This is a genomic window from Rhizobium sp. AC44/96, assembly GCF_001692185.1.
Classification (GTDB): domain Bacteria; phylum Pseudomonadota; class Alphaproteobacteria; order Rhizobiales; family Rhizobiaceae; genus Rhizobium.
In genome coordinates, this window is record NZ_LXKO01000035.1 from 1 (window position 1) to 20,489 (window position 20,489).

The 20,489-nt window shown below is 60.7% G+C and carries 18 protein-coding genes and 1 pseudogene; 9 read left to right on the forward strand and 10 right to left on the reverse strand.

Annotation, left to right across the window (positions count from 1 at the left end):
• From A6U87_RS21720 to A6U87_RS21730, 3 genes and pseudogenes are all read left to right on the forward strand, one after another.
• Window positions 1-268, forward strand: a pseudogene (locus A6U87_RS21720) (cytochrome b); the annotation flags it as partial.
• Window positions 269-293: 25 nt separating this feature from the next.
• Window positions 294-1,163 carry a cytochrome c1 gene (locus tag A6U87_RS21725; protein ID WP_065693399.1) on the forward strand — a complete coding sequence of 290 codons (870 nt, stop codon included), beginning with the start codon at window positions 294-296 and terminating at the stop codon, window positions 1,161-1,163.
• A 116-nt stretch (window positions 1,164-1,279) separates the two neighbouring features.
• Window positions 1,280-1,822 (forward strand): adenine phosphoribosyltransferase, encoded by a 543-nt coding sequence (locus A6U87_RS21730; RefSeq protein WP_065693400.1) that lies wholly within the window; start codon window positions 1,280-1,282, stop codon window positions 1,820-1,822.
• 120 nt (window positions 1,823-1,942) lie between these two features.
• Here A6U87_RS21730 and A6U87_RS21735 read toward each other — a convergent pair whose 3' ends face one another.
• Both A6U87_RS21735 and A6U87_RS21740 read right to left on the reverse strand, forming a co-directional pair.
• Window positions 1,943-2,410: a MaoC/PaaZ C-terminal domain-containing protein gene (locus A6U87_RS21735; RefSeq protein WP_065693401.1), complete on the reverse strand. Its 468-nt coding sequence runs from the start codon at window positions 2,408-2,410 to the stop codon at window positions 1,943-1,945.
• A complete protein-coding gene (locus A6U87_RS21740) occupies window positions 2,407-2,877 on the reverse strand; it encodes a MaoC family dehydratase (RefSeq protein ID WP_065693402.1) in 471 nt (156 codons plus the stop codon). The genes A6U87_RS21735 and A6U87_RS21740 overlap by 4 nt, the downstream gene beginning before the upstream one ends.
• A gap of 82 nt (window positions 2,878-2,959) precedes the next feature.
• Here A6U87_RS21740 and A6U87_RS21745 point away from each other — a divergent pair, with 82 nt between their 5' ends.
• On the forward strand, window positions 2,960-4,039 hold the full coding sequence (locus A6U87_RS21745; protein ID WP_065693403.1) for a hypothetical protein: 1,080 nt from the start codon (window positions 2,960-2,962) through the stop codon (window positions 4,037-4,039).
• Window positions 4,040-4,063: 24 nt separating this feature from the next.
• Here the strand turns inward: A6U87_RS21745 and ychF are convergent, their stop codons facing one another.
• Entirely contained in the window at window positions 4,064-5,167 is a 1,104-nt protein-coding gene (ychF, locus tag A6U87_RS21750; protein WP_065693404.1) for a redox-regulated ATPase YchF, read from the reverse strand.
• A 191-nt stretch (window positions 5,168-5,358) separates the two neighbouring features.
• On the opposite strand from ychF, the gene clpS reads away from it, so the two are divergent.
• The gene (gene clpS / locus A6U87_RS21755) at window positions 5,359-5,670 is read left to right on the forward strand and encodes an ATP-dependent Clp protease adapter ClpS (RefSeq protein ID WP_065693405.1); all 312 of its coding nucleotides are present in this window, start codon (window positions 5,359-5,361) and stop codon (window positions 5,668-5,670) included.
• A 3-nt stretch (window positions 5,671-5,673) separates the two neighbouring features.
• Here the strand turns inward: clpS and A6U87_RS21760 are convergent, their stop codons facing one another.
• From A6U87_RS21760 to A6U87_RS21780, 5 genes are all read right to left on the reverse strand, one after another.
• A complete protein-coding gene (locus A6U87_RS21760; protein ID WP_065693406.1) occupies window positions 5,674-6,126 on the reverse strand; it encodes a GNAT family N-acetyltransferase in 453 nt (150 codons plus the stop codon).
• 3 nt (window positions 6,127-6,129) lie between these two features.
• A complete protein-coding gene (gene pth / locus A6U87_RS21765; protein ID WP_065693407.1) occupies window positions 6,130-6,849 on the reverse strand; it encodes an aminoacyl-tRNA hydrolase in 720 nt (239 codons plus the stop codon).
• Between the two features lie 90 nt (window positions 6,850-6,939).
• Window positions 6,940-7,659 (reverse strand): ABC transporter substrate-binding protein, encoded by a 720-nt coding sequence (locus A6U87_RS21770; protein ID WP_065693408.1) that lies wholly within the window; start codon window positions 7,657-7,659, stop codon window positions 6,940-6,942.
• A 23-nt stretch (window positions 7,660-7,682) separates the two neighbouring features.
• The gene (locus A6U87_RS21775) at window positions 7,683-10,037 is read right to left on the reverse strand and encodes an EAL domain-containing protein (protein WP_065693409.1); all 2,355 of its coding nucleotides are present in this window, start codon (window positions 10,035-10,037) and stop codon (window positions 7,683-7,685) included.
• 184 nt (window positions 10,038-10,221) lie between these two features.
• Window positions 10,222-10,824, reverse strand: coding sequence for a 50S ribosomal protein L25/general stress protein Ctc (locus tag A6U87_RS21780; protein WP_065693410.1), 603 nt, complete (start codon window positions 10,822-10,824; stop codon window positions 10,222-10,224).
• 346 nt (window positions 10,825-11,170) lie between these two features.
• On the opposite strand from A6U87_RS21780, the gene A6U87_RS21785 reads away from it, so the two are divergent.
• From A6U87_RS21785 to A6U87_RS21800, 4 genes are all read left to right on the forward strand, one after another.
• Window positions 11,171-13,267, forward strand: a complete 2,097-nt coding sequence (locus A6U87_RS21785; protein WP_065693411.1) for a bifunctional diguanylate cyclase/phosphodiesterase — start codon at window positions 11,171-11,173, stop codon at window positions 13,265-13,267.
• A 64-nt stretch (window positions 13,268-13,331) separates the two neighbouring features.
• Window positions 13,332-14,786 (forward strand): hypothetical protein, encoded by a 1,455-nt coding sequence (locus A6U87_RS21790; RefSeq protein ID WP_065693412.1) that lies wholly within the window; start codon window positions 13,332-13,334, stop codon window positions 14,784-14,786.
• A 122-nt stretch (window positions 14,787-14,908) separates the two neighbouring features.
• Window positions 14,909-18,148 (forward strand): adenylate/guanylate cyclase domain-containing protein, encoded by a 3,240-nt coding sequence (locus A6U87_RS21795; protein ID WP_065693413.1) that lies wholly within the window; start codon window positions 14,909-14,911, stop codon window positions 18,146-18,148.
• 94 nt (window positions 18,149-18,242) lie between these two features.
• Window positions 18,243-18,920 carry a peroxiredoxin-like family protein gene (locus tag A6U87_RS21800; protein ID WP_065693414.1) on the forward strand — a complete coding sequence of 226 codons (678 nt, stop codon included), beginning with the start codon at window positions 18,243-18,245 and terminating at the stop codon, window positions 18,918-18,920.
• Between the two features lie 7 nt (window positions 18,921-18,927).
• On the opposite strand, the gene A6U87_RS21805 is transcribed toward A6U87_RS21800, so the two are convergent.
• Both A6U87_RS21805 and A6U87_RS21810 read right to left on the reverse strand, forming a co-directional pair.
• Window positions 18,928-19,401, reverse strand: coding sequence for a Kazal-type serine protease inhibitor domain-containing protein (locus A6U87_RS21805; protein WP_065693415.1), 474 nt, complete (start codon window positions 19,399-19,401; stop codon window positions 18,928-18,930).
• Window positions 19,402-19,498: 97 nt separating this feature from the next.
• A complete protein-coding gene (locus A6U87_RS21810; RefSeq protein ID WP_065693416.1) occupies window positions 19,499-20,431 on the reverse strand; it encodes a ribose-phosphate pyrophosphokinase in 933 nt (310 codons plus the stop codon).
• Window positions 20,432-20,489: the final 58 nt, after the last annotated feature.

Here is a 20,489-nt window from a genome sequence, read left to right on the forward strand (position 1 = left end):
TTCGGCGGTTTATCGTCCGTGGTACAAGATGGCTTACTGGCTGTTCGTGATCAACGCGATCATCCTCGGCTGGCTCGGTTCGCAGCCGGCGGAAGGCCTCTACACCACGATCTCTCAGATCTGTACGCTGCTTTACTTCGCCTTCTTCCTGGTCGTCATGCCGGTGCTTGGTCTCGTCGAGACGCCGCGCCGTGTGCCGAACTCGATCACGGAAGCCGTGCTTGAAAAGCGCAACAAGACTGCCTCGGCTGTAGCGGCCAAGGCATAAGCGGGCGACGAGAGGGAAACAAACCATGAAAAAGCTTGTTGCAAGCATTCTGTCGCTCGCAGTCGTCGCCGGTCTCGGAACCGCGGTTTTCGCTGAGGAGGCTGCAAAGCCTGCGGAGCATCACGAAGCCGCGACCCCGCACTATCCGCTGAAGGAGCCCAAGGAAGTCGACTGGTCCTTCGCAGGTCCTTTCGGCACCTACGACAAGGGCCAGCTGCAGCGCGGCCTGAAGGTGTACACGGAAGTCTGTGCTGCCTGTCACTCCATGAAGCTGGTGCCGTTCCGCATGCTGGGCGAGCTCGGCTACTCGGACGCGCAGGTCAAGGCCTTCGCGGCGAACTACGAAGTACAGGATGGCCCGAACGCCAGCGGTGACATGTACACCCGCAAGGCAGTACCATCCGATTACTTCCCGTCGCCGTTCCCGAACGCCGAAGCGGCTGCTGCGTCCAACAACGGTGCCGCACCGCCTGACATGTCGCTGCTCGCCAAGGCGCGCGAAGTCGAACGCGGTTTCCCGCGCTTCATCTTCGATATCTTCACGCAGTACCAGGAAGGCGGACCGGATTACATCTATTCGCTGCTGACCGGCTACGAAGAGCCTCCCGCTGGCTTCCAGGTCTCGCAGGGACAGCACTACAACCCTTACTTCCATGCTGCCGCCGTTCTGGCCATGCCGAAGCCGCTGTCTGACGGTCAGGTGACCTATGACGACGGCTCGCCGGCAACCGTCGACCAGTATGCCAAGGACGTCTCGTCCTTCCTGATGTGGGCCGCAGAGCCACATCTGGTGGAGCGCAAGCATACCGGCTTCATGGTCATGGTGTTCCTGCTGATCTTCTCGGTACTGATCTACCTGACGAAGCGCTCGGTTTACGCGAACAAGGAACACTGAGGGTTTTGCTCTCATGTTGCGGAAAAGGCGGCCCGGTGGCCGCCTTTTTTGTTGGTTCCATCTGTCGCAATTGATAGGGTGCGCCAACTTTCGACCCCTGCAGATATGGATTTTCCATGAACGACAAGACCTCGGAGCTCGCAGCCAGCATTCGCTCCATCCCGGATTATCCCAAGCCCGGCATCATCTTCCGTGACATCACGACGCTTCTTGGCAATGCGCGTGCGTTCCGGCGCGCCGTCGATGAGCTTGTCCAGCCCTATGCCGGCATGAAGATCGACAAGATCGCGGGCATGGAAGCCCGAGGCTTCATTCTCGGCGGTGCGGTTGCCCACCAGCTCTCGGCCGGCTTCGTGCCGATCCGCAAGAAGGGAAAGCTGCCGCATGATACCGTGCGGATCGCCTATAGCCTGGAATACGGCGTGGACGAGATGGAGATGCATCGCGATGCGGTGCAGCCTGGCGAAAAGGTGATCCTGGTGGATGACCTGATCGCCACCGGCGGAACGGCCGTCGGTGCCACGCAGTTGCTACGCCAGATCGGGGCGGAGGTCGTCTCTGCCTGCTTCGTGATCGACCTTCCAGATCTCGGCGGTCGCGCCAAGCTCGAGGCGCTGGGCGTGGACGTCCGGACGCTTGTCGAATTTTCGGGGCACTAGAGCCGGATGATTTCAGGTCGAAACGACCTGAAATCTGAATCCGCCTCTAGATCAAAAAATTAGAGCGGGATATCACCCGAAAACCGCGCACACTTTTCGGCATCCCGCTCTGCGCTCCGCTTATTCGAATTCCAGAACGCTGCCTTCGAAGCGAATGACAGGGGTGCCATCGGAGATGGCGCCCTCGGAAAGAATGGTGTTCAGCCGCATGCCCGGGCGCGAGGCCAGCGCGCGGCTTGCCAGCAAGGTGTTCGAATAGTGCACCACTTCGCCTGCGAAGACGGGACGAATCCACTGCATGTTCCTGAAGCCGGGTGAGGGGCCAAGATTGGGCGGCACCGATCCTTCGCGTATCAGCCGCTCGGACTCCACCTTCCAATAGGCCAGGAACACCTGCATCCAGGCCGCGCTTGTGTGCCAGCCGGATGCGCATAGACCGCCGAACAGGCTCTCCTTGGCCGCGGCGGTATCGACGTGGAATCGTTGCGGATCAAAGCGCCGCGCAAACGACAGAATCCTTTCTTCCGTGAAGGCGTAGTGGCCGATGTCGGTCTTCTCGCCGATCGGGTAGCGCTCGACCATGATCATAGAGCTTTACCCAACGTTTGGCGCGTGGAGAACATGATCGAGTTCTCCGAAAAGCAGACGATCTGACCCTTCTGGTTCTCGATTTCGTGGCGAAACCTGACGATGCCGATCCCTGGCCTCGAACGCAGCGGGCGTGCTTCCACCACCGTCGAGCGACCGGCAAGCGTGTCTCCCGCAAGCACGGGCTTGCGCCATTCCATGACGTCGACGCCAGGGGCGCCCTGCGACAGAGAATTGATGAGGAAGCTGTCGGTCATCATCCGCATGAGCATTGCCGATGTGTGCCAGCCGGAGGCGGCCAGTCCACCGAGGATGCTGTCGCGGCCGGCCGTCTCGTCTAGATGCATAGGCTGCGGATCGAATTCCCGCGCGAACTCGATGATCTCTTCGGCCGTGACCGTCTTCGGGCCGAGGGCGAAGACTTGATCCGGATGGAAATCCTCGAAAGCCAGTATCTGATCGGACAAATTTGTCCTCCGCTTCATAGGAGTTTCACAAGGACTACAATAGCATCCGGCACGACTCAACGATTGCTGCGAGATTTCCTGCATGTCAGACCTAAAGTCGATCCTCGACGCCGCCGAAAGAGAAGGGCTCATTCCGACGCAAGGCTCAGCGCCACTAACGGCGTTTCTGCTCGAGCGCGGTGTGACGGTTGACGCTGACCGGGCGACCAGGCGGAGATCTGCAGCGGCGTTCTCGGATACGGAGACGCCAAGCTTTGTGCGTGGCTTCCATGACGTCCTGATCACCATCGGCATCGTCGTGGCACTTGCGGGGCTTTGGGGGATTGCTTCGGTCTATGCCGTCCTGCCGGCCGTTATCGTGCTGGCTGAAATCCTCGTTCGGCGACAGAGGCTGGCCTTGCCGGCCGTCGCCCTGACCATCGCGCTGACCGTCTGGACTGGTGTCGTTGCCGCGGCCTTGCTGGACGGCTGGCCCAACGCCGCTGCGCTGGGCGACAACAAGGCGCTGCAGTTCGCGCTTTGCTTTCCGGTCGTGCTGGGCGCCTTCTACCTGCGTTACCGGATACCACTGGCGCTCGCGCTCACCATCATGGGCGCGATGGCGGTTATTCTGCTGCTTGTCCTGCAGGCTCTCAGCTGGATGAGTGGCGATCCCTTCTTCGTGCTCAATCACACGGGCGTGCTGTCGTTTGTCGCCGTTGCCTGCGCTGTCGGCCTCTTTGCCCTTGCCATGCGCTTCGACCTCAGGGATCCGCTTCGTCGCACCATCAATGCCGACGTTGCCTTCTGGCTGCATCTTGGCGCGGCTCCGGCGCTGCTTTACAGCGTTCTCTCGCTGGCCGGTGCGGACAGCAGCCTGTTTGCGACGCTGCAGACCGTGTCTTTCCGCACACCGCTGGTGGTGGCGACGGTAGCTGCGCTGATGCTTGTCGGGCTGGTGATCGATCGCCGCGCTTTCGTGACCTCAGGACTGCTGTCGCTCGGCTTCGCGCTTTACGGCATCTTTCGCCAGGGCGAGGCCCGGGTCGATACCTACGTCTTCACGACGTTGCTGACGGTCGGCGTGATCGTTCTGGTCATCGGCACCGGATGGATGCCGCTGCGGCGGGTCGTCATGGGGGCGCTGCCGGCCGCCATCCGCGAAAAACTGCCGCCCGCATAGGCGGCAGTTTGTGTCAGTCGGGTATCAGGTGTTGAAGCGGAAGTGGATGACGTCGCCGTCCTGGACGACGTATTCCTTGCCTTCGTCGCGGCCCTTGCCGGCTTCCTTGGCACCGACTTCACCCTTGAAGTTGATGTAGTCGTCGTAACCGATTGTGAAGGCGCGGATGAAGCCGCGTTCGAAATCGGTGTGGATGACGCCTGCCGCCTGCGGGGCCTTGGTGCCGCGCACGATGGTCCAGGCGCGGGTTTCCTTGGGGCCGACGGTGAAATAGGTGATCAGGTCGAGCAGGTGATAGCCCGCACGGATCAGGCGGTCGAGACCGGCTTCTTCCAGGCCGAGCGCGGAGAGGAACTCCGTCGCTTCTTCTTCCGGCAACTGCGCGACTTCGGCTTCGATGGCGGCCGAGATGATGACGCATTCAGCACCCTGCTTCTCCGCCATGGCGGCGACGGCCTTGGTGTGCTCGTTGCCGGTGGAAGCGTCGCCTTCAGCGACGTTGCAGACGTAGAGGACCGGATGCGAGGTCAGAAGGTTGAGGCCCTTGAGGATCTCGATCTCTTCAGGCGCCAGCGTCTTCAGCAGAAGACGGGCGGGCTTGCCTTCGTTGAGGAGCTTGATCACCGCTTCCATAATAGGAAGCTGCGCCATCGATTCCTTGTCCTTGCCGGTGGCGCGCTTGCGGGTCTGCTCGACGCGGCGCTCCAGGCTTTCGAGGTCGGCGAGCATCAGCTCGGTCTCGATCGTATCGGCATCGCCGACCGGATTGATACGGCCTTCGACGTGGGTGATGTCGTCGTCCTCGAAGCAGCGCAGCACGTGCACGACGGCATCGACTTCGCGGATGTTGGCGAGGAACTTGTTGCCGAGACCTTCACCCTTGGACGCGCCGCGCACGAGGCCGGCGATGTCGACGAAGGAGATGCGGGTCGGAATGATTTCCTTGGAGCCGGCGATGGACGCAAGCTTCTGCATGCGGGGATCCGGAACCGCGACTTCGCCGGTGTTCGGCTCGATCGTGCAGAAGGGATAGTTTGCCGCCTGCGCTGCCGCCGTCTTGGTGAGCGCGTTGAAGAGGGTCGACTTGCCGACATTCGGCAGACCGACGATACCGCATTTGAAGCCCATGGCTGAAACCTGCTGTTCTTGAAGTTCTTGGGGGTGCGTATGGGATAAAAGGCGGTGCGCGGTCAAGCTTTTCGCGCATCTGCACGCCATCCGTAGGTGCCTTTGTCTTGATCCGCGACCTTTGTAGCGCAATATAGACCTTAGCGAGCCACAACCTCGCCATTCCCATGTCATCAACGGGTGGACCTCCGATGAGTGACAACGACATTGCCCAGAAACCGAAAGTCGCGTCGAAGCCGAAGCTGGATCGGCCGAAGCTGTACAAGGTCATTCTCGTCAATGACGACTATACGCCGCGCGAATTCGTCATCGCCGTTCTCAAGGCCGTTTTCCGGATGAGCGAGGAGACCGGCTACCGCGTGATGCTGACGGCGCACAAGCTGGGTACATCCGTGGTGGTCGTCTGCGCGAAGGACATCGCGGAGACCAAGGCGAAAGAGGCGGTGGATTTCGGCAAGGAGGCCGGCTTTCCGCTGATGTTCGTCACCGAACCCGAGGAATAGTCCCTATTGGCGACGGATCTGGTAACCCGTCTTGTCCTGGACGAAACCGCAGTTCTCGTAGAAGCGCAGCGTCGAAGGATCCTTTGATCCGGTCAGCAGCATGACCTTGTAGCAGCCAGCATCCCATGCCGCGTCCACGGCGTGGCGGATGAGCGCGCCCGCATGACCTCGCTTCCTGTAGTCACCATGGGTGACGACATTCTCGATCAGTGCGTAGGAAGCGCCGTTTCGCGTCAGGTTCGGAATGACGATCAACGTTACCGTGCTGGTCGGTGCAGTGCCGAGAAAGCCGATGAAAACGGACATTCCGGGCTGGGCCAGCATGGCCGCGAAACGTTCCTCGGCCCTGGCGGGAGCGAGTACGGGATCGCCGGAGTTGAAGTGACGATAGAGCGCGATCAGGCTTTCCAGGTCATCAGCCGCAGCCCGGCGGATCGAAAAAGCCGCGTCGTTCACCGGTCACTCTCCCTTGTTGCCGAACATCTTCTTCAGCATCTCGGCCATGGGGCCTGTTGTCGGCAGTGCTTTCGGCTGCGCGTGGTTGCGCGCCTGATGAATGTGCGACTTTGCGACCGGCTTTTTCTCGGCCTTCGGCTTGTCCTCGTCGGCTTTGCCGCCGACCGCCAGCGCCAGCTTGTTCATGAGTTGCGAATCTTCCTTCCGCACCAGCATCTCGGCGTTGTCGGCGAGCGCGTCGAGCATCGGCTCGAGCCAGGTCTGGTCGACCTTGGCAAAATCGCCCAGCACATGATGCTGCACCAGCTCCTTGACGCCGGGATGGCCGATGCCAAGCCGCAGGCGACGGTATTCCTTGCCGCAGTGGGCGTCCAGAGACTTGATACCGTTGTGGCCGCCGTGCCCGCCACCGGTCTTGATACGGGCCTTGGCGGGGGGTAAGTCCAGCTCGTCGTAGATGGCGACGAGATCGGCCGGCTGCAACTTGTAGAAGCGCATCGCTTCGCCGACGGATTCGCCGGACAGGTTCATGTAGGTCTGCGGTTTGATCAGCAGCACCTTTTCACCGCCGATTTCGCCTTCGGCGATCTCGGCCTTGAACTTCTTCGCCCATGGCGAAAAACTGTGGCGGCGGTGGATGGCATCGACAGCCATGAAGCCAATGTTGTGGCGGTTTCCGGCATATTTGCCGCCGGGATTGCCGAGGCCGGCGATGATCAGCATGGCGCGTTCATTCCTCGCAAGGTCGCTTTGCCGTTCACCACCGCGAAACGGCGTCAAAGTCAAGCACAAGCGCGCGGTTCTTGCGGAAAATCAATCTGCGGGGCGAAGGCCGTACTTTTCAAAGATTGCCTTCTGTGTGCCATCGGCAATCAACTTGTTCAACGCATCCTGCATCTTGGCGAGGAGATCGGCTGGGAAACTCTTCTCGCATGCGATCCCCATCGGCTGAGCGGCAAGCAGGGCCACCTTCTCGAGCGGTTGCTCTGCCTTCAGCTTCTCAAAATAGGGCTCGGAGATCGGCATCATGTCTATGCGGCCGTTCAGCAGCTTGCGGAGCGATGCTTTGAAATCGGTAGCGAGATCGATCTTGGTGAAACCATGATCCTTGAGAAGCGCTTCGGTGTAGTCACCGCGATGCGTGCCCACGGTGTATCGCTTCGCGTCTTCCAGGGTTTTCGCCGAAACGCCGGAACCGGCCTTGGCGATCAGAATATTCCGATCGACCAGCAGAGGCTCCACCCATTTGAACAGTGCGTCGCGCTGTGCATTGTGAGCCGTCGTGAAAACGCAGGTCATCGGAGTTGTCTGTGCCAGTGCATAGGCCCGCGTCCAGGGCACCATCTCAATCTTGTACTCGACGCCTGCGGCCGCCATCACCTTCTCCACCTGTTCGATGGAGGCGCCCTTGATCTCCTTGCCTTCGCGGTAACTGAAGGGAGGATACTCTTCGGTGAGGAGGCTGACACCCGCCGCCTTGGCCGGCGCAAACGAAGAAAGACCGAGAAGAGCAAGGATCAACAGGCGTTTCATCGTTATGCCTTCCTACTTAGCGCTTATGAAGCACGGGCGACCGTAAGCTTGACGACCGTCAGCTGCTCGATCAGCTGTGCAGCATTCTGAGGACGGTGGAAAAGATAACCCTGACCATAGTCGAGGCCCATCTCGCAAAGCGTCCTGCATTCCTCTTCCGTCTCGATGCCTTCGGCAATGACCGTGCAATCCATCTTGTGAGACAGGGTGGTGATGCTTTCAACCAGCATGCGGCTCTTGTGGCGCACGTCTTCGTTGACGTCATTGATCGAGCGGGTGAAGGACTGGTCGATCTTGATGATATCGACCGGGAAGCGGTTGAGATAGCTCAGCGATGAGTATCCCGTGCCGAAGTCGTCCAGGGCGATGCGGCAGCCGAAACGGCGCAATTCGCTGACGATCATGCGGATTTCCGGATTGTTGTGCATCAGCACTGCTTCGGTGATCTCCACGACGATCCGTTCCGGGCGGATGCCGTGGCGACCGAGCAGGGCGGTCAGGCGCGCGGGGAGGGCGGCTTCGAATTGCAGCGGCGAGAAGTTGATGGCGAGATAGCTGTCCTGTATGCCCGCTAGCTTCGAGATCCGCGCCAGATGCGCGATCGCCTTCTCCATGATGACATTGCCGACGCGCACGATCTTCGCCGTCTCTTCCGCAACGTTGATGATCTCGGCCGGAGGCATCAACCCCTTTTGCGGATGGTTGAGGCGCATCAGGGCCTCGAAGCCGGCAATGCCGCGACCGTTCAGATTGACGATCGGCTGCAGATAGGCGTCGAACCAGCCCTCGGCCAAGCCCGTCTCAATGCATGTTTCGATTTCGGCGCGGGCGCGGGCGTGGTCCAGCATGCCGTTGTCGAAGAGCTGTGCGCCGTTCTTGCCGTCACGCTTCTTGGCGTACATGGCCATGTCGGATTTCTGCAGGAGCTCGGCGGCGGTCGTGGCATGCCGCGGATAGATAGCGATGCCGACGCTGGCGCTGAGATGCAGATCGGCGCCAAAGGGCTCGTGGAATATCGAAGCGATCTGCTCGGCCATAACAGCCGCGCGGCGGGCGGCGTCCTTTGCCGGCAGCAGGATCGCGAATTCGTCACCGCCGAGGCGGGCGGCCACGTCGGATGGCGCGAGATGTGCCTTCAAGCGGTCGACGAACTCGCGCAGAGCCCGGTCGCCTTCGGCGTGGCCGAGATTGTCGTTGATCCACTTGAAGCGATCGAGGTCAACGAACAGGCAGGCAAGCTCCTGGCCGGCAGCGTCGGCTTCGCCGATCTTCCCGTCGAGGACAGTCTCGAAACCCTGGCGGTTCAGCAGGCCCGTCAGATGGTCGCTGATCGCCTGGCGGTGGTTCCGCGCTTCGGATGCCTTGAGTTCCGTCACATCGGTCATGACGGACAGCGAAAGCATGTCGTGGCCGCCGGTGGCGGCTTTCGATTCCAGGATCAGGACATCCATCAAGCGACCGTCTGCGCAAAGGAACTTCACGGTCACATCGACAGCGGTGCCACCGTCTTTCTTGCGATTGAGGAAGGCCTCCCTGGTATCCGATGTTACCAGATCGGTGAACCTGCTGCCGATAACGCGCGGACGCTCATAGCCGGTGGCGACCAGCCAGTAGTCGCTGACAGCGGTGATCCGATCGTCCTCGTCGAGCGAGAACAGCATGGCGGGCGTAAGGTCGTAGATGTCGATCGCGCGGCGATGGGCGAGTTTGAGCTCCTGCTCTTCGCGTTCGAGCTTGGATTGCATCTCGTTGAAGCCGCGGGCAAGGCGGCCCATTTCGTCGTTCGAGTGCCAGTCGACGTGGTGGCGCGAACCCAGCTGGCGCGTTGCCTCGGTGGCCGCAATCAGGCGCATCAGCGGACGGATGATGAAGATGCGGTTACCGATCAATGCGGAGCTGAACACGGTGAGCACCGCGAAGATGAAGATCGACATGAAGACGATCTCTTCATGCTTCAGCCCCGAGAACAGGCCAAGCGCGGGATAGAAGACGGAGATGGTGCCGAGGTTCTTCGGGCCATCGACGGTGTTGTAGATGATGGCGCGCGATACCTGGACGAGTTCGCCGCCGAAAGACTTCGGAATGGTCGACTGGGTGACATCCAGCTGCCCGGACTGATCGCGGACCTGAACCTTGACGATCGCGCCTTGCGAAACGACGGTTGCGCTGATCTGCGCGACGCTGTCTTCGTCGAGATCCCATAAAGGTTTCGCCAGTGCCTGGGCGTTTGCAACAAGAAGAACGGAGATATGGTCGCGGATTTCCTTGTCCGCTCGCTCCGAGGAAAGAAACAGGAAGAGAACAAACAGAGGGGCGACGAAGAGGAGCAGGGCTCCGCAAACGATCGCCAGAAATCTGTTCTGAACGGAATTGTTCATATTTTCCTGTCGGCTCCCTGCCGTACCTTTTTTATCGCTTCCTGCCATCGCAGGACTTTCATAAGCGGTACCGGATGCTTCCACGAAATGTATTAAATGTTGCTGAAACGGCCTCCTTCGCCCAAATGAAAAGGCCCGCCTTCCGGAGAAAGCGGGCCTTATGCTTTACAAATTATGGAAGCTATTAAGCTTCGGCTTCGCCAGCTTCTTCGGCAACGCCGCCTGCCGGAGCAACGATCGTTGCGATCGTGAAGTCGCGGTCGATAACGGTCGTCACGCCCTTCGGCAGGGTGACTTCCGAGATATGGATGCTGTCGCCGATCTTCTTGCCGCTGAGGTCAATGTTGAAGAATTCCGGGATAGCGTCTGCCGGGCAATGAACTTCGATTTCGTGACGAACGATGTTCAGAACGCCGCCAACCTTGAGGCCCTGGGACTTCTCTTCGTTGATGAAGTGAACCGGGATTTCAACGGTGACCTGGGTGTTGCCCGAAACGCGCAGGAAGTCTACGTGCATCGTGAAGTCGCGAACCGGATCGAGCTGGTAGTCCTTCGGCAGAACCTTGTACTTCTTGCCGTCGACTTCGATCGTTGCAACGGTGGTCATGAAACCGCCGGCGTGGATGCGCTTCGTCACCTCATTGGTGCTGAGAGCGATAGAAATTGGGGCCTGCTTGTCACCATAGATGACAGCGGGAATCAAACCGTTGCGGCGAAGTTCACGGGCGGACCCCTTACCAACCCGTTCGCGCGCCTCGGCCTTGAGCTCGTAGCTTGCGTGGCTCATGACTTTTCCTTCCGAGGTTATTTGGAGAGCTCCGCATGGCGTGTGCCTGTGCGGAACTGGAGGCGGGGGTTACCCCATCCTCATCCGCGTTGCCTCCAAGGGTGTCTGCGCGGACGCGTGCGCTATAGTATAGTTGTGCCGCAAAGGCAAGCTTGCTGGGAATTGCGAGCATTTTTACGTGGTTTCGCCATATCGGACAAGCGAGCGGCGAGCTTTTCTGCCACTCGCGAATTCAGAAGTTGCAGCCGGTCGTCAAGATTTAACCATAGGCCGGGATTTCCTGGATCATTAAGGAATACTAATGTCGGAGTGGCTATGAGGGGATGTCTCAATCTGGTCCCTTTTGATGCTCCGTCTCTTTTCCTGCATCGCTGTTGAACACAGCCCCTCCCATCTGCTTTTTGCAACCATCATCTGCGTGCTTGGGTCGCTGTTGACGGTGAGGCTTTTCGCCAAGGTGAGAAGAACCCAGGGACTTCAGAAGCTTAACTGGCTCTTTCTTTCGGGATTTGTCGGTGGGGCGACGATCTGGACCACCCACTTCATTGCGATGCTCGGCTATCAGACGCCGGTGCTGACGGGCTACGACCCTACGCTGACGCTTCTGTCGCTGTTCATCGGCATAGCGTCGGCGATGACGGGCTTTTCCATTGCTTCCCTTTCTCGCAAGGGTGCGCTGATTGAAGCCGGCGGCGCCATCGTTGGTCTCGGCGTTGCGGCGATGCATTATGTTGGTATTGCCGGCTTTGAGGTTGCCGGGGATATCGAGTGGAGCCGGCCTTACGTCGTCGCCTCCCTCGTTGCCGCGGCCGGGTTTGGAGCGCTGGTGACCAATCGCGTCGCCAGACCCACATCGCGTTTCAGCAAGTGCGGCTCCGCCTTGCCATTGATCCTGGCGATCGTATCCACGCATTTCATCGGCATGGCCGGTATGACGATCGTGCCTGATGCGACGGTAACCGTTTCGCGCGAGATCCTCTCGGTTGGGGTCATGACCAGCCTTGTCGGAGCCGTGATGGTCATCATCCTCCTGCTTGGCGCATCGACCTATATCATCGACATGCAGTCCACGGTCGCCGCCGTTGCGCGGTATCGGCATCTGTCGCTTCACGATCCGCTCACGCATCTGGCGAACCGGGCAGGGCTGAACGAGCACCTGCCGCTGATGATCAAGAGCCTGAACGACATGTCGAGCAACATTACGGTACTGAGCTTCGACCTCGATCGCTTCAAGGAGATCAATGACGTTCACGGGCACGCTGCAGGCGATGCCGTGCTGCGGGCGATCGGCGAACGGCTGGCGAAGATAACCGACAAGGGACAGTTTGCCGCGAGAGCAGGGGGCGACGAGTTTGTTGTCGTCATGCGCGATCATATCGTCCGCTCCGAGGCCACGGCGCTCGCCCAGCGCATTCTCGATGAGGTTGAGCGGCCTGTCGAATGGAACGGCCAGCTGCTTTCCGTCGGGTCGAGCATCGGTATTTCAAGCTTCCCCAACCAGGCCCGGACGATCGACGATCTGCTGTCGCAGGCGGATGTCGCCATGTACCGCGCGAAGGCGACGGCCGGTAGCAGCATCTGCTTCTACGATCCTTCGATGGACGAAGCCGCGCGTGCGCGCAATGCCTTGGCGATGGAGATGCGCGAAGGTCTCAAGCGCGGCGAGTTCACGCTGTTCTACCAGCAGCAGAACGATACCGTGAGCCGCGAGGTCGTCGGCCTCGAAGTCCTGTTGCGGTGGAAGCACTCGACGCGCGGTTTCGTTTCGCCCGGCGAGTTTATCCCGATCGCGGAAAAGACGGGTTTCATCATGGAGCTTGGCGAGTGGGTCTTGAGGACGGCTTGCAGCGAAGCGGCGAAATGGCAGAACCCACTTGGAATTGCCGTTAACGTCGCGGCGCAGCAGCTTGCCGACAGCCGACTGCCGTTGATCGTGCAGCAGGTCCTGGCGGACAGCGGCCTGGCGCCCTCACGCCTCGAGCTCGAGATTACGGAATCCGGCATCGTTGCCGACCATGCGCACGCCCTGAACGTGATCCGGCGCCTGAAGGTGCTCGGCGTCAAGGTGGCGATGGACGATTACGGGACAGGCTACTCGTCGCTGTCGACGCTGCAGAGCTTCCCCTTCGACAAGATCAAGATCGACCGAGCCTTCATCGACGGCGTGGTCAGCAACAAGCAATCGGCGGCTATCGTCCGTTCGACGCTTATTCTGGCCCAGAGCCTGGATATTCCGGTACTCGCCGAGGGCGTCGAGCGCGAGGAGCACATCGATTTCCTGCGCCGCGAGGGGTGCTTGCAGGTGCAGGGGTTCCTATTCGGAAAGCCGATGCCACGCGAGGAGATCGAGGCGCTGGTCAATGCCCAGCCCGCTCGCACCGATGCGATCGCTACGGAAAATCAAGTTGTTATGCGCGAGCCTCCACAGGACGCCGCAGCCTGACCCTGGGTTGACATCGTGCCACTGCCGACCTCACATACGCGCTGATTGGGGAAGGGAAATTGGTATGAAGCTCAATGTCGTAACCGCCGCTAGCGCCATCATGCTCGGTTTCGTTTCGGCGGCGTCTGCCGTTGAAATCAATCAGAGTGGTGCCGATGCGCTCAAGGGCAATCTCACCAGGCTTCTGCCCAAGGAGGTTGCGCCGAACCGCGCCATCACGGTCAAGCCGGCCGGTACCCGCTACGAGATCATTTCCGATTTCGAAAAGATGCTGAAGGCGGCGCGACCGGCGAATTTCGCCATCAGCGGTCTCGTGCCATGGTCCATTTTCGCGACACCGCAGGATGATGGTCTCTGGAAGCTCGAGGGCAACAATGCCCTCGATGTGACAGGACATTTTTCGGTGGCCGGACAGCCGAGGACCGACTTCACCTACGTGATCGGCTCCGCGATCTTCAGCGGTATTTTCGATCCTGCCATCAGCTACCTTCGTTCCGGCGACTTCTCGACCAAGGCGCTTCGCTTCACCTCGAAAACAGCTGCCGAGAACGTTGCCGTTGCTCTGGACAGCTCGACCTACAAGCTGACATCGTCGCCGAGTTCTGCCCCTGAGCGGACGAATTTCGCGGTCAGCGGAACAGCACTGGGGTTTGTCGAGACCATCGGAGGTCACGAGATTCCACCGGTCGAAATTCGGGCGGACTCGCTTGACCTCGCGGCAGCGGTCAACGGCATCAAGGCAAAGGAAATCCGCGATATCGTCGTGTTCATCCTTGATCATGCCGAGACCGAGAAGCTCAAACCAGCCGATAGTGATACTCTGAAGACGATGCTTCGCAACGCGTTCCCGCTGGTAACGAGCCTGAACGAGACCATCGGCGTCAACAATCTCACCATATCAAGCACCGGTGGTAACGGTGGCGCAAAGAGCCTGGACTACAACGTCGCGCTCGATGGCCCGACCAACGCGATGCGGTTCGGTTTCGGCATGTCTGCTCGGCAGATCAGCTTCGACAGTCCCCTTGTTCCGGCAGCCTATTCGGCCTTCCTGCCGGATGCGCTGCAGATGCAGTTCGCCCTTTCGGATATGGATTTTACGGCATTCAGCGAGGAGTTGTTGAAGGCCGATTTCAATCAGGACAAAATGTCTGACGACAGCGGCAAGGAGGCTGCCCAGAAGCTGTTCAAGGACGGGAACCTCGTGATGGAGTTCCCGAAGATTGCCGCTTCCTCCAGCGTCTATGACGCAGAGATCTCCGGGACGGTGCGCGGGCGGCTCGACAACGAAAAGGAATACTCGATGGAGGCGACGATCCTCGCGCGCGACCTCGACAGGACGATTGCCGCCGTCCAGGACCTTGCCAAGAGCAATCCCGATCTCAATCAGCTGTCGTTCGGTCTGATGATGGCGAAGGGCTTTGCCAAGACCGACCCGGATGGCCGCCAGCGGTGGGAAATCAACGTTGCCCGTGATGGCGCGGTGTCGGTGAACGGGCAGGTGATCAAGGGTGCTGAATAAGCCTGCTGACTGACGATGCCGGTGGGCACAACGTTCCGCGATAGTCCTTGCAGGAGCGGTGCTGCGGGTTCATTGTGAGGCAGAAGTGCGGGCCGTGAACCCGCGCGGTCGGGGCCATTCCAATGGATTGTGCCGCCTGTGGTTTTGCCATCGAGAGCGGCTTTGCGTTCTGCCCGAAATGCGGCGCAAAGCAACCGATCTCCTGCGCTGCCTGCGGCGAGGCTTGCCAGCCGGATTTCGCATTCTGCCCGAAATGTGGCACGCCGATCGGCGGTTCAGCCACCCGCGTCGTGGCACGGGACGCCGTTGTACCAAAAGCCGTGGCCACGGCATCCGTGGAAGACGGTGCTGACCGCCGGATGCTGACGGTCCTCTTCGCCGATCTCTGTGGGTTCACGACGCTGAGCGAGAAAACCGACCCTGAGGTGATGCGCGCGCTGCAGAACGAGCTTTTCGAAGAGTTGACGCGGGCGGTGGAGGATTACGGCGGATTTGTCGACAAGTTCGTCGGCGATGCGCTTCTTGCGCTTTTCGGCGCTCCCACGGCACATGAGGACGATCCGGCCAGGGCGCTTGGTGCGGCGCTGGAAATGACAGCCGGAGCCGCTCGCGTGGGCGCCAGATGGCCGGCCCTTGCAAACATGCCCCTGCAGCTGCATATCGGCATCAACACCGGGCCCGTTGTCACCGGTGGCTTCGGAGCATCGGCTTCGCGCTCCTATTCGGTAACGGGCGATACGGTCAACACGGCGCAGCGCCTGCAATCCATGGCGGGCGCGGGCGAGATCCTGGTCGGTGCGTTGACACACCGCTTCACGCGCCATGCCTTCTCGTTCGAAAGCCTCGGTTCGCAGGTGCTGCGCGGCAAGACCGGCAACATTCACGTTCATCGCCTGATCGCGCCGCTGGATACGCCGAACGCCGCGCGTGGCCTGGAGAGTCTCGGCTTGCATTCCGAGATCGTGGGACGCGACGCGGAACTGGCGCGCATGGGCTCATGCCTGGGCCTTGCCTGCGCCGGCAGAGCGCAACTCGTCCAGCTTGCCGGCGATGCCGGGATCGGCAAATCGCGTTTGGTGAAGGATTTCCTGGGATCGATGTCTAAGGACGAGCGGTTTCGTGATGTCGTCGTGCGACGTGCCGTCTGTTCGCCGCTTGGCGATCAGTCGTATGGCACATTGGCATCCGTGTTGCGCAGCGCATACGGGATCGCGGAGCGGGAAAGCCCAACGCGTACCGCCGAGTTGCTGACGGCAGGCCTGCGCGATCTTGGCTTTTCCGAGGAAGACATCGGGGAGCTGGCACCGCTTCTCTTCTCGATTTTCGGTTTTGGCGATCCGGGCGATGCCCTTCGTCATCTGGAACCAGAGCAGCTGCGGCGGCAGATCCTCTATGCGACCCGCACCATCATCGAGCGGCGGCTGTCGCTGAGCCCGCTGCTGCTTGTGATCGAGGATCTTCATTGGGCCGATTCCGCCTCGGTGGAGGCGTTGCGCTTCGTGATGGACCGGCTTGAATGCACGCGCCTGATGATGCTGACGACCGGCCGATCATCGACGGAAAGCGAAGGATTGGCATCCAGCCGAACGAGTGGAACCGTGCTGCGCCTGCTGCCGCTTTCCGAGGCGGACGGCGAAGCGCTTCTTGCCCAATACTTCGGGGGCAGGGATGCCATTCCGGCGGATGTGCGGTCTGGCATCCTGACGAGGGCGGGAGGCAATCCGCTGTTCATCGAGGAAATCGTTCGAGCATTGATCGAGACCGGCACGCTGAGCTTCAGCGATGGCGGCTGGTCCGTGGTGGGCAGCGAGGTCGGCTCGGAAATACCCGTGAGCTTGCAGGCAATGTTGCTCGCCCGCGTCGATCGTCTCTCTCCCGAGATGAAGCGGCTGGCACAGGAGGCGGCGGTTATCGGCCCACGCTTCGACGTGGCCCTTCTCCGGGACGTTGCCTCTGATCCGGTGCGTCTTGACGCTGGGCTGGACGGCCTTTGCCAGGCTGAAATTCTGGAGGAAACGGAGCATCGGCAAATAAAGGGTGTGGCGGGTTATGCCTTCAAGCAAAGTCTTCTGCATGATGCCATCTACAGTAACCTCCTGCTGCAGCGTCGCAAGGCACTGCATGCTCGTGTCGGCATGGCACTCGAGCGGATGCACCGCGGTATGCCGTCCCGCCTGGAAGACACCGCACAACTCGGCCGCCATTTTTGCCTTGCGGATGAGACCGGCAAGGGCGCCAGCTACCTGATGGCTGCCGGCGATCTGGCGCGAAAGACCTATGCCAACGACGATGCGATGCGGCTCTATCGGGAGGCGCTCATGGCGGTCGAAGGCGATGCAAGCACGATGTCGGAGCGGCTTGCGCTGCTCGAACGTGTTGCGGATCTGTGCGGTCCTGTCGGCGCCAGGGATGCAGCGCGGGACCATTATGGGCGGGCGCTGGCGATCTTCCGGGAAACCGGCGAGAGGGCTGCTGCCGCCCGCGTGCTCCGCAAGCTCGGGCGTCTCAATCTGGATGCCGGAAAGAGGGACCTGGCGGACGCTGCCTATGCGGAGGCAGCGTCGATGCTGAGCGATGCCGATGCGCCGATCGAGCTTTCGCATCTCCTGCAGGAGCGTGGCCATCTCGCATTTCGCATGGGCGATCATGTCGTGGCCGCCGGCTGGGCGGACGATGCGCTATCCTGCCTTGATGCGGCGGGCTGTGCGACGGCCGAGGCGGCCCAGGCGCGTGCGGAGTCCCTCAATACAAAAGGGGTGGCGCTGGCGCGGCTTGGGCGCCGCCGGGAGGCGGTGCAGGCAGTCGAACACAGTCTCAAGGTTGCCGAGGATGCCGAACTGCTGGGGGCAGCCTGCCGGGCCTATGCCAACCTGGGCGTTCTCTACACGATCGTGGATCCGGCACGCGCCATCGATGTCTGCCGACGCGGGCTCGATGTTGCCGAGCGGATGTCCGATCTCGGCTTCCAGGCGCGGCTTTACGCGAACCTTGCCGTCGCTTGCTGCACGTTCACCGACAACTGTGCCAGCGAGGGTGTGCCGGCTGCCGAGAAGGCGATCGAGATCGACCGTGCCCTCGATCAGCGCGACCACCTGGCCGTGCCCTTGATCGTGCTGGGCCAGATCCATCAGTGTCACGGACAGCCGGGCCTTGCACGTGGCTTTTATGAAGAAGCGTTGCGGCTTGCGCTCGAAATCGGCGAGCCGCAGCTCCTGTTTCCATGCTATGATGGCTTGGCGACCCTGAATTTGGAAAAGGACGATATGGCGGAAGCTGAGCGGTATTTTACGCTGGCTCAGGACATTTGTACGAAGCACGGCCTGGACCCTGACGCCTTGGTGGTTTTGCCTTTTCTTGATTGAACGAGCGCCGTTTGAAGGTGAACACGCAACGCCGCGTGTAGGTTTTCCTCGTTCTACGCGGAACATGCCTGACGTACAGGCAAAGGAGGGTGTCATGTCGGAAATTCAACGCGACAAGCCGCTGCAACCGGGCGACCGTGCCCCAAATGTTGTTCTCGATGCGATCACGCGCCAAGGCAAGGTTTCTATCGACGATTTTCGCGGCCAGAAGCCTGTTCTCGTCGGGCTGTTTCGCGGGCTTCACTGTCCCTTCTGCCGACGCCAGATCGCGGCCATGGCCACTCTTGCCGGCGACCTGCAGGAAAAGGGGGTGGAAAGCCTTACGATCGTCAACACGCCGATCGAGCGGGCTCGCATGTATTTCCGTTACCACCCGCTGCCCAACCTGCTGGCGGCGTCAGATCCTGATCGCGTGTCGCATCGAGCATTCGGATTGCCGAATATCGAGTTCACGGAATCGGAGACGCAGTGGCCTTACAAGGTCAGCCTGAGTGCGATGACCTCGATGAAGGTCGATATGCCGGAATTACCGGAGCCGATGAATTTCATCGCGGCCACGGAATATCTCGACAATGCCGATGGCTACGAATTTACCGATGAGGACAAGAGCATGATCGCGACGGGCGAGGGACAGCTCGTCGGCGAATTCCTGCTGGATCGCGACGGCTTCGTCAGGTGGTGCTTCACCGAAGTTGTCGATGATGGGCGCCGCCTGTTCGGTGTGCCGGCGCCGCAAGAGGTGATGTCCGCGGCCTCAAATATCGCGGCCTAGCCGTTCGTTAGCGGCACTGGCCGTCGGCGATGATGCGGAAGCCGCCGTTGCGGGCCTCGCAAGCGTTCGGGAATGTCCGCGTTTGGGGTCCGCGCTGTGCGCAGACAGGCCGGTATTCGCGGGTGCAGATCCCGGCTGGACGCTCCGGATGCGTCGGCTCCGGTCTGCCGGGACGAGGCGGCTGGGGCTGAGGCCTATGCGGCGGCATTGGCGTGACGGGCGGCTGCCGGCGGCATTCTCCGTGGCCGACGATGGCAAAGCCATTGCTGCGCGCCTGGCAGCTGTTTGCGAATGTCTGCGTTCTTCCGCCACGCTGCCCACAGACCGGTGCGTATTCCATGGTGCACATCTGCGTTTGCGGCGGACGCGGGCGTGGTGGCGGGCGCGAGTAGCCGGGATCGACATCCACGGTGCACGCCGCCAGCATCGGAGCAAGAAGGAACAGCGACCATTTCTTCGGCGATATCAACCCGGCAAACATCGTCGTTCCTCCTCCATAAACATCACGCAAAACGTAGCCGAAGTCGCATTGGGTGGAAAGCCCAAAGCTCTGCAATCGTTACGATTTTGGCAATGCCTCAGTCGAACAGGCTGGAGACGGATTCTTCCTGGCTGGTGCGGTTGATCGCTTCGCCGATCAGGTTGGCCGTCGTGACAACACGGATGTTGTGCGCGGACTGCACCGCGGTCGTCGGCTGGATCGAGTCCGTGATGACGAGTTCGCGAAGCTTGGAGGACGTCACGCGGGTGACGGCTCCGCCGGACAGGACGCCATGCGTGATGTACGCCGTGACGCTAGTGGCACCGTTCTTAAGCAGGGCTTCGGCAGCGTTGACCAGCGTGCCGCCGGAATCCACGATGTCGTCGACCAGAATGCAATCCTTGCCGGTCACGTCGCCGATGACGTTCATGACTTCGGATTCACCCGGGCGGTCGCGGCGCTTGTCGACGATCGCCAGCAGACAGTCGAGCCGCTTTGCGACAGAGCGGGCGCGCACGACGCCGCCAACGTCGGGCGAAACGACCATGACGTTGCTGATATCGTAGTTCGCCTTGATGTCGCGCGTCAGGATCGGCACGGCATAGAGGTTGTCCGTCGGAATATCGAAGAAGCCCTGGATCTGACCGGCGTGCAGGTCGAGCGTCAGGACGCGGTCGGCGCCGGCTTCGGTAATCAGGTTCGCAACGAGCTTGGCGGAGATTGGCGTGCGCGGTCCGGGTTTCCGGTCCTGGCGGGCGTAGCCGAAGTAGGGCAGGACGGCCGTGATGCGGCGTGCCGACGAACGACGCATGGCGTCGATCATGATCAGCAGTTCCATCAGGTGGTCGTTTGCCGGAAACGAGGTGGACTGCACTAGGAAAACGTCCTCGCCGCGCACGTTTTCCTGGATTTCCACGAAGATTTCCTGGTCGGCAAATCTCCGGACGGTTGCTCTGCCCAAAGGCACATTGAGATAGTTGCAGATCGCTTCGGCGAGATGCCGGTTCGAATTGCCTGCGAAAACCTTCATCTTGGTCCGCCTGTTACCTGCTGATAGCCGCGCTTTTTAGCCAGCTTGTTCCCGAATG